The sequence below is a fragment of the uncultured Subdoligranulum sp. genome, from assembly GCF_937890665.1.
This window is the reverse complement of sequence record NZ_CALADU010000019.1, coordinates 1-13,441: the sequence shown is the minus strand read 5'-3', so window position 1 is coordinate 13,441 and position 13,441 is coordinate 1. Positions and strand designations below refer to the sequence as shown.

12 protein-coding genes are annotated in these 13,441 nt (G+C 61.9%); 7 read left to right on the top strand and 5 right to left on the bottom strand.

From position 1 onward, the window contains the following. Positions 1 to 52: 52 nt before the first annotated feature. Together Q0526_RS01055 and Q0526_RS01050 are read left to right on the top strand one after the other, a co-directional pair. Positions 53 to 1,261, top strand: a complete 1,209-nt coding sequence (locus Q0526_RS01055) for a carboxynorspermidine decarboxylase (RefSeq protein ID WP_298729986.1) — start codon at positions 53 to 55, stop codon at positions 1,259 to 1,261. A gap of 60 nt (positions 1,262 to 1,321) precedes the next feature. Next, a complete protein-coding gene (locus tag Q0526_RS01050; RefSeq protein ID WP_298729983.1) occupies positions 1,322 to 1,756 on the top strand; it encodes a hypothetical protein in 435 nt (144 codons plus the stop codon). A 240-nt stretch (positions 1,757 to 1,996) separates the two neighbouring features. On the opposite strand, the gene Q0526_RS01045 is transcribed toward Q0526_RS01050, so the two are convergent. The 5 genes from Q0526_RS01045 to Q0526_RS01025 all read right to left on the bottom strand — a co-directional run bounded on the left by Q0526_RS01045 (position 1,997) and on the right by Q0526_RS01025 (position 8,682). Next, a complete protein-coding gene (locus tag Q0526_RS01045) occupies positions 1,997 to 2,992 on the bottom strand; it encodes an ABC transporter substrate-binding protein (RefSeq protein ID WP_298729982.1) in 996 nt (331 codons plus the stop codon). A gap of 134 nt (positions 2,993 to 3,126) precedes the next feature. After that, positions 3,127 to 4,665 (bottom strand): nitrite/sulfite reductase, encoded by a 1,539-nt coding sequence (locus Q0526_RS01040; protein ID WP_298729981.1) that lies wholly within the window; start codon positions 4,663 to 4,665, stop codon positions 3,127 to 3,129. Positions 4,666 to 4,772: 107 nt separating this feature from the next. Next, positions 4,773 to 6,173 (bottom strand): ATP-binding protein, encoded by a 1,401-nt coding sequence (locus Q0526_RS01035; protein ID WP_298729980.1) that lies wholly within the window; start codon positions 6,171 to 6,173, stop codon positions 4,773 to 4,775. Then, complete coding sequence (locus tag Q0526_RS01030; RefSeq protein WP_298729979.1) at positions 6,166 to 6,858, bottom strand: response regulator transcription factor; 693 nt, start codon at positions 6,856 to 6,858, stop codon at positions 6,166 to 6,168. Before Q0526_RS01030 ends, Q0526_RS01035 begins: the two co-directional genes overlap by 8 nt. An 18-nt stretch (positions 6,859 to 6,876) precedes the next feature. Further along, the gene (locus Q0526_RS01025; protein WP_298729978.1) at positions 6,877 to 8,682 is read right to left on the bottom strand and encodes a Na/Pi cotransporter family protein; all 1,806 of its coding nucleotides are present in this window, start codon (positions 8,680 to 8,682) and stop codon (positions 6,877 to 6,879) included. Between the two features lie 443 nt (positions 8,683 to 9,125). Here Q0526_RS01025 and Q0526_RS01020 point away from each other — a divergent pair, with 443 nt between their 5' ends. From Q0526_RS01020 to phoU, 5 genes are all read left to right on the top strand, one after another. Continuing rightward, a complete protein-coding gene (locus Q0526_RS01020; protein ID WP_298729977.1) occupies positions 9,126 to 10,079 on the top strand; it encodes a substrate-binding domain-containing protein in 954 nt (317 codons plus the stop codon). Between the two features lie 106 nt (positions 10,080 to 10,185). After that, positions 10,186 to 11,088 carry a phosphate ABC transporter permease subunit PstC gene (gene pstC / locus Q0526_RS01015; RefSeq protein WP_298729976.1) on the top strand — a complete coding sequence of 301 codons (903 nt, stop codon included), beginning with the start codon at positions 10,186 to 10,188 and terminating at the stop codon, positions 11,086 to 11,088. Between the two features lie 55 nt (positions 11,089 to 11,143). Beyond that, positions 11,144 to 11,995 carry a phosphate ABC transporter permease PstA gene (gene pstA, locus Q0526_RS01010; RefSeq protein WP_298729984.1) on the top strand — a complete coding sequence of 284 codons (852 nt, stop codon included), beginning with the start codon at positions 11,144 to 11,146 and terminating at the stop codon, positions 11,993 to 11,995. Between the two features lie 17 nt (positions 11,996 to 12,012). After that, positions 12,013 to 12,765 carry a phosphate ABC transporter ATP-binding protein PstB gene (pstB, locus tag Q0526_RS01005; protein ID WP_298729975.1) on the top strand — a complete coding sequence of 251 codons (753 nt, stop codon included), beginning with the start codon at positions 12,013 to 12,015 and terminating at the stop codon, positions 12,763 to 12,765. A gap of 15 nt (positions 12,766 to 12,780) precedes the next feature. Then, positions 12,781 to 13,441 (top strand): phosphate signaling complex protein PhoU (phoU, locus tag Q0526_RS01000; RefSeq protein ID WP_298729974.1); only part of this gene is annotated, 661 nt, incomplete at its 3' end.

The following is a 13,441-nucleotide window of genomic DNA, read 5'->3' as shown; positions in this document are numbered from 1 at the left end:
ACAAGTACGGCCTGCCCCGCAGCGAAAACCGCGCCCCGGCGCTGGTGGACTGATGTCCGCCGTGGACGCCCGCCCGCCCTTTGCCGCCTTGGGCGGCGTGGTGCCGGCGGACTTTGAGGCGTTGCCCACCCCTTGCTACCTGTTGGACGAGGGCGCGCTGGCCCGCAATGCCGAAATCTTAGGCGATCTGGCCCGGCGGACCGGCTGCAAGGTGCTGCTGGCCCAGAAGGCCTTCAGCAACTATGACCTCTACCCGGTGCTGGCGCCCCATCTGGCAGGCACCGAGGCCAGTGGCCTGTATGAGGCTCGCCTTGGCGCCGAGAAGATGCCCGGCAAAGAGGTCCATGTCTTCTGTGCCGCCTACCGGGAGGACGAGATGGCGGAGCTCCTGCGCTGGGCCGACCACATCGTTTTCAACTCTCCGGCCCAGTTGGCCAAGTTCGGCCCGGCGGCCAAAGCCGCGGGCAAGATCGTGGGGCTGCGCATCAACCCGGAATGCTCCACGCAGGAAGGACACGCCATCTATGACCCCTGTGCCCCTGGCAGCCGGTTGGGCACCACCCGGGCCCAGTGGGACGCCGCCGTGGCCCAAAACCCGGCCCTGCCGGACCTGCTGGACGGGCTGCACTTCCACACCCTCTGCGAACAGGATTCCGACGCGCTGGCCGTGACGCTGGACGCGGTGGACGACAAGTTCGGGGACCTGCTGCCCAAGATGCAATGGCTGAACATGGGCGGCGGCCACCACATCACCCGCCCGGGGTACGATCTGGCCACGCTGGAGCGGTGTATCGCCCGGGCGCAGCACGACTGGGGAGTGACGGTCTACCTCGAACCGGGGGAGGCCTGCGCCCTCAACGCCGGGTTCCTGCTGACCCGGGTGTTGGACGTGGTGCATAACGGCGACACCACGGTGGCCATTCTGGACGCCAGCGCCGCCTGCCATATGCCCGATGTCATCGAGATGCCCTACCGCCCGCCGCTGCTTTCTGCCGCCGACCCGGGGGAAAAGCCCTGTACAGTGCGGCTGGCTGGGCCGACCTGTCTGGCGGGGGACGTGGTGGGGGACTACGGCTTTGATGCCGAACCCCGCCCCGGCGACCTGCTGGTGTTTGGGGATATGGCCATCTACACCACCTGCAAGAACAACACCTTCAACGGGATGCCGCTGCCCGCCATCTGGGTGCGGCAGACCGGCGGCGCCTGCCGGGAACTGGTGCGGTTCGGCTACCGGGACTTCCAGTACCGGTTGGGGCGGTAATTCGGTATGGTTTTGCCTTTCCCGGGGTATACTACCCCAAAACGGGAAGGAGAGATACCGATGATCCAAGAGGATACCATCCAACTGCTGCGGGAATGTGACGCCGGGGTAGCCATGGGCATTTCGGCCATCGATCAGGTGATGGACGTGGCCCGCAGCCAGTCCCTGCGGGATGCGCTGTCCCGCTGCCGCGCCGCACACCAGACCCTGCAGGACGAGATCGTGACCAAGCTCCACGACTTCCACGACGAGGGCAAGGAACCCAACCCCCTTGCCCAAGGCATGTCGTGGATCAAGACCGGGGCGATGCTGACGATGAACGAATCCGACGCCACCATCGCCGACCTGATCACCGATGGCTGCAACATGGGGGTCAAGTCGCTGAACCGCTACCTGAACCAGTACGAGGCCGCCAGCGAGGACGCCAAGGACATCACCAAGCGGCTCATTGCGCTGGAGGAAAAACTGGCCGAAGACATCCGCCGCTTTTTGTAAACAAACCAAAACCGCCCGCCAGGGAAATCCCGGACGGGCGGTTTTTCTATTGTTGAAAATTGTCTGCGCCGGCGGATATGTGCCGACTGGGGGGAACCCAAAGGGCTGCAAAGCTGCGCGCTGCCTGCGATGGCATCAGTGCAGCGGAGCAGGGAATGCGGTCACAGGATGGGGCAGCGCAACCCGTTTACAGACCCGGTAGGCGGAAACCTGCGGGACTGGCCCCCTCTTGGAGCGTTGTCACGCCGCCGGGTAGAGGATATCCGCTACCTTCTGGTAGGCTTCGCCCCAGCGGGCATTGGGCTTCAGGTGATAGAGCTCCTTCTCCATCAGGTAGAAGTGGTCGTTCTGTACCGCCGAGAGGGTGTCCCACGCGGGGTTAGAGGTCAGCGCCGCGTCCAGCGTTTTCTGGGCGGCGTCCTGATCGCTGCCTTGGAACACCACAAAGATGTAGTCGGGGTCATCGGCGATGATCCGCTCCATGCTCAGATCTTCCAGCAGGCTGGTGTCGCTGTCCGCAATGTTCACCGCGCCCAGATCGGCCAAGATCTCGCCCAGCACGGTGCCTTTGCTGTTCTTCACCTTGCAGCTCGTGCTGGCCGAGCGGAGCAGCAGCACCGTGGGGGCCGAACCGTCGTTCTGGGCCTTGGCTTTTTCCACCTGTGCCTGTACATCCAGACCGTAGGTCTGGTAATTCTCGGTGTGGCCGGTGATCTGGGTGCAGACGTCCAGCATCTCCAGATAATCGGTGAAGCTGTTGACGCCGAAATAGATCGTGGGCACGCCCAGCTCTTCCAACGAAGAGAGCAGTTCCACGTTGGAGGTGGTGTTGCTGCTGGCAATGACCAAATCGGGGGCGGCGGCGATCAATTCCTCCAAATTGGGTTCCATCAGGCTGCCCAAATTGGCGACCTCATCGCCCAAATTCAGGTCAAAATCGGTCCAAGCGTCATTGGCGGCTGCCACCAGCGAATCCTGTCCGCCGGCCAGACACCATACGTCGGCATAGCTGCCCAACAGAACCGCTACCCGCTGGGGCTGCACCGGCACCGTCACCTCCCGGTCCAGATCGTCGGTGAAGGTCAGGGTCTCGGCGGAGGCTTCGGGGGTGGCGGCGGTGGATTCCGCCGTGGCCGCGGTGACCGTGTCGGAGGCGGTGCTTTCCACGGCGGTTTGGGCGCCGCAGCCGGCCAGCAGCAGCGCTGCGCACAGGGCAGGGAAGATACGTTTCATCATAAAGTTGTGATTTCCTTTCGGTTGTGTTGTCTGCCCAGTATACCTTGCTGGGCAAAGGGTGTCAAGCAAACCAAAGCCCCGCGGGGCGAAAGGGAAATGACCTTTCACACCACGGGGTTGGGTTGTGCAAAAACTCAGCAATATTTTGCCACGATGGCCTGCAGGTCCTCCGGGTGGGCGGTGTGCCACGCCTCCCAGTCCTGTCCGGCGGCTGCGGCAGCCTGTCCCAGTTCCACCAGCAGGGCGGGCAGTTGTTCCTCGTAGACCAGACCCACCGGCTCGCCGAAACGCTCGGCGCCCAGCGCGTCGCTGCCGCCCAAGAACATACGGAAAGCGGGGGCGGGCTTGCCGCCGGGCACCGGCTTTACGCCGCCTTGGAACCCGATGGCACCGGCCTGATGGGCCGAGCAACTGGACGGGCAGCCAGAAATGCAGATCTTGGGCAGGGCACCGTCGGGAATGCCTGCTTCCCGCACAGCCTGCACACAGGCCTGCAGCGCCGCCTGACTGTCCCGCACGCCCTGCTGGCAGATCGCCGCGCCAATGCAGGCCACGCTGGTCTCAAACAGGGTCTTGGCGCCGTCGTCGGTGGCTTCCAGCACCCGGGCGGCTTCCTCTGCCGTCAGGTTGATGATATAGATGGTTTCGTGGGGGGCGACCCGGCACTCGGCGGCGGGCATATCCCGCAGCAGGGCGGCCAGCTCGGTGGGCTTGCCGGTGGGCAGAATGCCCCCGATGGGGTGGTAGGCCACGGCGTACAGCCCCGGCTGCTTCTGGGCAATGACCCGGGCGTTCTCGATCTCGCCGCTGCCGGTCTTGGTCACCGCTTTGGGGGTCAGGTTCAGATCCAGACCACCCTTGGCCTTGCAGGCTTCCAGATTTTCCAGATATACCCGGCGCAGTTCCTCCACGCCCAGCGTCTCCTGCATGTAGCGGGTGCGGGCTTTGGCCCGGTTCTCGTAGTTGCCGTGGGCACAGAAGGTGTCGATCATCGCCTGAATGGCGTACAGCACGTCGGTGGCGGGCAGCGCCTCGGCCACCAGCACGCCCATGCGGTGGCAGTTGCCCAGACCGCCCGCAATGTACAGCCGGAAGGTGCCGTCGGGCTGGGCCACAAAGCCCATATCCCGGAAGGTGGTGTGTACGCAGTCGTCCACACCGTTGCAGAAGGCGACCTTCAGTTTGCGGGGCATATGGATGTCCCGGCAGATGGACAGCAGATAGTCGCTGGCGGCCTCGACCCAAGGCATCACGTCAAAGGCTTCCCCGGCCTGTACACCGGTCAGGGGGCTGGCCATCACGTTGCGGGGGTTGTCACCGCCGCCGCCCCGGGTGATGATGTCCGAGTACGCGGCGTGCTCCATCACCACGGGCAGCAGGTCGGGGGTCAGGTTGTGGAGCTGGACGGTCTCACAGGTGGTCAGCTTCAGCGGGGCCACGTCGTATTTGCTGGCGATGCGGGCCAAGAACTGCAGCCGCGGGGCGGTCAGGCGGCCGCCGGGCAGACGCAGGCGCAGCATATGCTTGGTGCCGTCCCGCTGGGCATAGCTGCCGAATCCGCCGGAAATGCCTTTGTAATCCTTGCGGGACAGTTCCCCGGCGGCAAATTCCCGGGTCTTTTTATAGAAGTCTTCAATTTCGATGCGATAGAGGTTGAGCCATTGTTCATTCATACGGGCTGCTCCTTTTTATACTCACTCATTATACACTTGTAAATTTTATTATACCACGAAAAATGCAGATAAAACAACGGGGGAACTGCCAAAGTTCCCCCGTATCTTCAAGAATTTTTGGGAAAAGTGACCTTAATGGTGGTGCCGGTGCCCACCTGACTTTGCAGGTCGATGTGGGCGTCGTGGAGCAAGGCGATGTGCTTGACGATGGCCAACCCCAAACCGGTGCCGCCGGTAGCTTTGGAGCGGCTCTTGTCGACCCGGTAGAACCGTTCAAACACCCGGGACTGGCTGTCCTGCGGGATGCCGATGCCGTTGTCTTCCACTTCCAAGAAGGGACATCCATCCGGTCCGGTGCCGCAGCGCAGGTCCACATGGCCGCCGGGGCGGTTGTACCGGATGGCGTTGTCGCACAGGTTGGTGGCCAATTCCACCAGTTGGTCCCGGCAGCCCTGCACGGTGGCAGGGTGTACGTCGTATTGCAGGGTGACGTAGGCCTTGCGGGCGTTCACCGTCATGGTCTGGGCGATCTCTTTGACCAGCGACGCCAGATCCACCGGCACCATATCCGGCGGGGCGCTTTGTCCCCGGGCGGCTTGGGTGCTGTCCAGCTCGCTGAGCTGCAAGATGTCGCTGACCAAGGCAATCATCCGCTGGGCTTCCTTATGGATGCGGGCCGCAAAGGTGGGCACGTCGGCGCTCTTGGCCATGCCGGTTTCGATCAGCTCCGCATATCCCGAAATGCTGGTCAGCGGGGTCTTGAGCTCGTGGCTCACGTTGGCGGTAAACTCCCGGCGCATCGTTTCGTTGTTCTCCCGCAGTTTGCGGTCGGTTTGAACGGTGCGGGCCAAGGGGATCAGTTCCTCGTAGGGGACGTCCGCCTCGATGGTGTCCAGATTTTCCGCCAGACGGTTGATGGGCTGGACCAGCAGCCGGGTCAGCCCGGCCGAGAGCAGTCCGGCTGCCAGCAGGATCAGCACCAAGGCGCAGAGCAGCAGCGGCAGGGTGTCGGCGCTCAGGCCCCAGATGTTGTCCACTTCCTCGCCTACACGGACCACCTGCACCCCGGCGGGGGTGTCCACCCGCTGGGCGTAGTAGTGGGTCTCCCGGTCCATGGTCTGGCTCTGCCGGGTGCAGCTGCCGCTGCCTTGGGTCAGCGCCGCCTGAATCTCGGGGCGGTCGGCGTGGTTGGGCAGGCTGCCGCTGTGCTCGCTGTCGTACAAAACGGTGCCGTCCTCGGCAATCAGGGTACAGCGCACGCCGCTGTCGGCGGCCAAAACCGCCAGATCGGCGGGGTCGCCGGAATCATACAGGGCATACCCGTCGGCCAAAGTGGTGCACAGTGCTTGCAGGTAACGGTCTACTCGCTCGGTGTAGCTGCGCTGAAAAAGCAGGGTGGCGGCGGTCAGAGTGGCCAGCACGCAGAGCGCCCCCACCAGAATCAGCCCCCGGCAATACCGGCGGGTCATGCTCTGGGGCCGGGTCTGGCGCCGTTCTTCGTCACTCATCGGCGCCCTCCGTGCTCAGCTTGTAGCCCACTTTGCGCACCGTGCGGATGGCTTCCCCCGCAGCGCCCAACTTTTGGCGCAGGGTGCGCACATGCATATCGATGGTGCGGGACTCCAGCAGGTCATCGGTGTCCCACACTTCCTTCATGATCCGTTCCCGGGCAAGGACCTGCTCGGGATGCTCCAAAAAGAGGTGCAGCAAAGCGTATTCTTTAAAGGTAAGTTCTACCGGGGCACCGTCCACCCGGACGGTGCGGGACATATCGTCCAGCACAATGGTGCCGAAATGCAGCGTCTGGGGTGCCGGTGCCGGGGCTGCCGCAGCCGCCCGGCGCAGCACCGCCTTCACCCGGGAGATAAACTCCATGATGCCAAAGGGCTTGCACAGATAATCGTCGGCGCCATGGTCCAGTCCCTTGACCACGTCGATCTCGCTGGTCTTGGCCGTCACCATAATGACGGGAATGGTCTGGGTGGCGGGGTCGGCCCGCAGTTTGGTCAGGATCTGGTAGCCGTCCTCGTCGGGCAGCATCACGTCCAGAATCACCAGTTCCGGTGCCGCCAAATGCAACGCCGCCCAAAAACTGGCGCCGTCCTCACAGCCCTTGGCCTCGTAACCGTTGGTCTGCAGGGCGTACTGTTCCAGCTCACGGATGCTGGCGTCGTCTTCGACGATATAGATCATGGAAAATCAAAACTCCTTTTACTGCTGCCCGGCGTCGGCAGTGGCCGTGACGGGCGCGGAATCGGCGGGCACTTCCCCGGGGAAGGTGTAGCGGCCGCGGTATTTCTCGTACCGCTGCTCAAACTTCACGCTGCCGCCGTTTTTAATGTTGTTCAGGTATTCGTGGGTGTCGAACTTGTCGTCGGCCACCTCGATCATCGCCACCGCAATGTTGGAGCAGTGGTCGGCGATCCGCTCATAGGCGGTGAGCAGGTCATCCAGCACAAAGCCGTACTCGATGGTGCAGGTGCCGGCCTGCAGACGGGCAATGTGACGGGTCTTGACCTCCCGCACCAGACCGTCCACCACTTCCTCCAGCGGTTCGATCTTGCCGGCAGCGTAGCAGTCGTGCTTCTGGAAGGCATCCACCGTCCGGTTGACGATGTCCTGCAAAGCGGCTTCCAGCACGCTCAGGTCGTCCAGCGCCTCGTCGCTGAACCGGATCTTCTTGTCCCGGATCTCCTCGGCGGCTTCCAGCAGGTTTACCGAGTGGTCGGAAATCCGTTCAAAGTCACCGATGGTGTGCAGCAGGGTGTTGATGGTGCGGTTGTCCGCCTTGCTCAGCGTCCGGCCGGACAACTGGACCAGATAGGTGCCTAAGGCGTCTTCGTAGTGGTCTACGGCGTCCTCCTTGCGGCGGACCTCGTCGGCAATGGCGTCATCCCACTTGCGGGTGGTGGACATCGCCTGCAGCAGCGCGGTACGGCAGATCTCGGCCATATCGCCGCCCACCAGCATGGCGCGGTTGATGGCCACAGCCGGGGTGGAGAGCAGACGCTCGTCCAGCAGGGTGTTCTGCTCGGGCTTTTTGTCGTCGGGCACCGTCAAAATGGCCAGACGCACCAACAGTTTGTTGAAGGGCAGCAAAATCGCCGTGGTGGTCAGGTTGAACACCGTGTGGATCACCGCGATGTTGAAGGCGTTGGCCTGTTCATAATAGAAGGAGAAGTGGAACACGGCGTTGAGGGCATAGAACCCGGTTAGGAACACCGTGGTGCCAATGACGTTGAAATACAGGTGGATCATGGCGGTACGGCGGGCGTTCTTGTTGGCGCCGGCCGAAGAGATCAGCGCCGTGACGCAGGTACCGATGTTCTGGCCCATGATGATGGGCATGGCGGCCGCGATGGACACCGCACCCGTCGAGATGGACAGCGCCTGCAAGATACCCACCGAAGCGGAGGAGGACTGGATGATGGCGGTGAGCAGCGCGCCCACCAGCACGCCCAGCACCGGGTTGGTGAAGGCCAAGAAGAGATCGCCGAACCAGGGGGCGTCGGCCAAGGGGGCGGTGGCGTTGCTCATCAGGTCCATGCCGGTCATCAGGATGGCAAAGCCCAAAAAGATCTGGCCGATGCCTTTCTGGCGTTCCTTACCGAACATGAACAGCAAGATACCGGCGAAGCCCAGCAGAGGCGCCCAAGCGTCGGGGCTCAGCATCTGGATCAGGAAGCTCTCGCCCTGCAAGCCGGTCAAGCTCAGCAGCCAGGAGGTGACGGTGGTGCCTACGTTGGCGCCCATGATCACGCCCACCGCCTGATACAGATCCATCAGACCGGAGTTGACGAAGCCTACCACCATAACGGTGGTGGCGGAGCTGGACTGGATGACGGCGGTGACCGCCAAGCCCAACAGCAGGCCGCGCAGCGGAGAGGAGGTCATCTTGCTCAGGATGACTTGCAGTTTGCCGCCGGCTGTCTGTTCCAGACTTTTGCCCATGACGTCCATGCCGTAAAGGAACATGGCCAGACCGCCCAGCAGTACAAAGATGTTGAAAATACTCATACGGGGACCATCCATTCTCTTATTTGGTTTTCAAAACCGCGCGGTATCCGGCCCAGCCCACCCCGCAGCCTGCCCTATTCATAAGGAAAAGCCTTTGGGGATCTGGGCGCGTCCCGCGCCCTATACCGCTCTCTATTATAATGTATCGCTGCGGCGCAGCACCAGCAGGGAACGGTAAAGGATTTGTAAAATCTGTGTAAAATGGGCCGTTTGCCGTCGTTTTTGCCGCCTTGGAGCGGGAAAATTTGCAGGTTTTTTACCTATTTTACAATTTCTTTGCAATGAAGTTGTGCACTTTGCATATTCTTTACGCCGATTGTACGCCACCATGGTCGATTCCCCAAGCGGTTCGCGGTACAATGGTCGTGCTCCCGGAAAAACGGGGGCAGCAAAACAACCAAAAGAACACTTGAAGATTTGGTAAAAAGGGAGAAGAAATAGTTATGAAACGTACCTCTGTTGTTGCTTCCGTTCTGGCCGCGACGATGGCGCTGAGCTTGGCTGCCTGCGGCAATACCGCTTCCAGCAGCGAAGCTTCCTCCGCCGCTTCGGAGAGCGCCACCTCCACCAGCGAGGCCGCTTCCACCGAGGCAGAAGCCACCGGTGACTTCGACACCGAGCAGGACATCACGGTTATCACCCGTGAGGATGGTTCCGGCACCCGCGGCGCTTTCATCGAGCTGACCGGCGTGGAAGAGAAGAACGACGCCGGTGAGAAAGAGGATATGACCACCGCCGCCGCTGCCACCCAGAACTCCACCAACGGTGTGATGACCGCTGTGGCCAACGACGAGACCGCCATCGGCTACATCAGCCTGGGCTCTCTGAACGACACCGTCAAGGCTGTCACCGTGGACGGCGTGGAGGCTACCTCCGAGAATGTTTCCAACGGTACTTACACCTTGGCTCGTCCCTTCAACATCGTTACCAACGGCGAGGCCACTGACCCCGTGGCTGTGGACTTCATCGGCTACTGCATGAGCGCTGACGGTCAGGCTCTGGCCACCGAGGAAGGCTACATCGGCGGCGAGGGTGCCGAGTACACCTCCACCCAGCCCAGCGGCAGCATCACGGTGGGCGGTTCTTCCTCCGTCTCTCCGCTGATGGAAAAGCTCATCGAAGCCTACGGTGAGGTCAACCCCAACGCCACCATCGAGATGCTGACCACCGACTCCACCACCGGTGTGACCGGCGCGCTGGACGGCACCTACACCATCGGTATGGCCAGCCGTGAGCTGAAGGACACCGAGACCGCCGAGGGCGCTACCGCCACCGTGCTGGCTATGGACGGCATCGCAGTCGTGGTCAACCCCGCCAACACCACCGCGAACCTGACTGTGGATCAGATCAAGAGCATCTACACCGGCGAGACCACCGTCTGGGCCGACGTGCAGTAAATCTTTCGCATCCCCCAACGGCTGTTGCAGCTCCGGCAGCGACAGCCGCTTTTTATGGTAGCGATTTCCCACGGTTTTCCCCCATCCAAGGAGCGTGTATAGGAAAATGAAAACGAAAACCGCCAAGACCCGGGAATGGGTCATGCAGGGCATCTTTACTGCCTGTGCCTGCATCTCGATTTTGGCCGTCGCGCTGATCTGCATCTTCTTGTTTGCCAACGGCCTGCCCACCATCTTTAAGATTGGCCCCCTGAACTTCCTGCTGGGCACCACCTGGAAACCCGGCAACGACATCTACGGCATCCTGCCTATGATTCTGGGGTCCATCTATGTCACCGCCGGCGCCATTGTTGTGGGCGTGCCCGTCGGGCTGCTCACCGCCATCTATATGTCCAAGTTTGCCTCCCCCGCCATCAACAAGGTCATGCTGCCTGCGGTTCAACTGCTGGCCGGCATCCCCTCGGTAGTGTACGGCTTCTTCGGCATGATCGTGCTGGTGCCCGCCGTGCAGACCATGGTCAAGAGCGATTTCTTCAAGGACGTGCTGGGCGTCAAGAGCGGCAAGGGCATGAGCCTGTTCACCGCCGCGGTGCTGCTGGGCATCATGATCCTGCCCACCATCATCACGGTGAGCAAGGCCAGTCTGGACGCTGTGCCCACCAGCTACTACGAGGGTAGTCTGGCGCTGGGCGCCACCCATGAGCGCAGCGTTTTCTTCGCTGTGCTGCCCGCCGCCAAGAGCGGTGTGCTCTCTGCGGTGATCCTGGGCATTGGCCGCGCCATCGGCGAGACCATGGCCGTGGTCATGGTGGCCGGTAACCAGACCTGGATGCCCAAGGGCTTGTTCCAAGGCCTGCGCACCATGACCTCCAACATCGTCATCGAGATGGGCTATGCCGCCGATCTCCACCGGGAGGCTCTGATCGCCACCGGCGTGGTGCTCTTCGTTTTCATTCTTCTCATCAACCTCTGCTTCAGCATCGTGAAAGGGGGCAGCCAGAATGCCTGACATTACCGTTGGCGGCCGCGACAAAGCGGCCGGTATGGGCAAAGTCAAGGCCCGTATGGTGTTCCCCTCCGGCAACCAGAACCGCACCTCCGCCCGGGTACAGGCGGGTATCCTGCGGTGGCTGGTCCGCATTGCTGCGCTGCTCACCGCTGCGGTGCTGATCTTCCTCATCGGCTACATTTTGGTCATGGGCATTCCCAACCTCAAACCCTCCCTGTTTGAGTGGGAATACAACTCCGACAACGTTTCGCTGATGCCCGCCCTCATCAACACCGTCATCATGACCGCCTTCTCGCTGGTCAGCGCCACGCCGCTGGGCATCTTTGCCGCCATCTGGCTGGTGGAGTACGCCAAGCGGGGCAACAAGCTGGTGCGGATCGTCCGTGTCACCACCGAGACCCTGCAGGGCATCCCCTCCATCGTCTACGGCCTGTTCGGCATGCTCTTCTTCGTCACCCAGTTGCACTGGGGGTACAGCCTCATCGCCGGCGCCTTCACGCTGGCCATCATGGTGCTGCCCGTCATCATGCGCACCACCGAGGAAGCCCTCATCGCGGTGCCGGATTCCTACCGGGAAGGCTCCTTCGGTCTGGGTGCCGGTAAGCTGCGCACCGTCTTTACCATCGTACTGCCCAGTGCCATGCCCGGCATTCTGTCCGGCATCATTCTGGCCACCGGCCGTATCGTGGGCGAGACCGCTGCCCTGATCTACACCGCCAGCTCGGTGGCCAAGATCCCCGACAGCGTCTTCAGCTCTACCCGTACGCTGGCTGTCCATATGTACCTGCTCTCCAACGAGGGCCTGCATGTGAACGAAACCTACGGCACCGCGGTGGTGCTGCTGGTGCTGGTACTGATCATCAACTGCCTGTCCAGCTTCATCGCCGGCAAACTGGCCAAACATTGAAACGAGAGGGACCTACCGTGAATAAATTCGAAGTCAAGAACATGGATCTGTATTACGGCAGCTTCCATGCGTTGAAAGACATCAACATTTCCATCCCCGAAAAGGAGATCACCGCTTTTATCGGCCCGTCGGGCTGCGGCAAATCCACCTTTTTGAAGAGCCTGAACCGGATGAACGATCTGGTGGAAGGCTGCCGCATCTCCGGCGACATCCTGCTGGACGGCGTGGATATTTATAAAGATAAGATGGACGTGAACGTACTGCGCAAGCGGGTGGGCATGGTGTTCCAAAAACCCAATCCCTTCCCCATGTCCATCTACGACAACATTGCCTACGGTCCCCGCACCCACGGCATCCACAACAAGGCCCAGTTGGATGAGATCGTCGAGCGTTCCCTGCGGGATGCCGCCATCTGGGACGAGGTGAAGGACCGCCTGAACAAGAGCGCTCTGGGCATGTCCGGTGGTCAGCAGCAGCGTCTTTGCATCGCCCGGGCATTGGCCGTGGAACCGGAAGTGCTGCTGATGGACGAACCCACCTCGGCACTGGACCCCATCTCCACCTCCAAAGTGGAGGAACTGGCGATGGAACTCAAACAGAACTACACCATCATCATGGTTACCCACAACATGCAGCAGGCAGCCCGTATCTCTGACAAGACGGCCTTCTTCCTGTTGGGCGAACTGGTGGAGATGGGCCCCACCGAGAGCGTCTTTGCGACCCCAGTGGACAAGCGCACCGAAGATTATATCTCCGGCCGTTTCGGTTGATGGAAGGAGAAGATTATGGCTTTTACTATGCCTTATAGCAGCCGCAAGGTCTACGATGCCGAGCTGATGCAGCTTGACACGATGCTGGCCCGGATGGGCCATGCGGCGGGCGGCGCCATCGAGAGCGCCATGACCGCGCTGCGCAACGGGGACATTGAACTGGCCCGGGGGGTCATTGCCCGGGACAGCGAGATCGACGCCGCCGAGCACGAGATCGAACACCGCTGCCTGACGCTGTTTTTGCGCCAGCAGCCGGTGGCGGGGGACCTGCGCAAGGTTTCCACCGCGCTGAAGATGGTCACCGACATTGAGCGCATCGCCGATCAGGCCAGCGACATTGCCGAGATCACCCTGCATCTGCACCCCGAAGGGGCCCGCAGCGTGGGCGTGATGGAGGACTTGGACAAGATGGGTGACATCGCCCTGCGGATGGTCAAGGACGCCATCGGCGCCTATGTGCAGGTGGACCTGTCCATGGCGGCACAGGTCATTGCCAAAGATGACGAGTGCGATGCGATGTTCAGCCGCATCAGCGGCGAGATCGCCCAGTACATTGCCGCCCACCCCGCCGACGCCGAGACCGCGCTGGATCTGTTTATGATCAGCAAGTATCTGGAGCGTCTGGGCGACCACGCCGTGAACGTGGCCGAGTGGGTGGAGTTCCTCAAGACCGGCG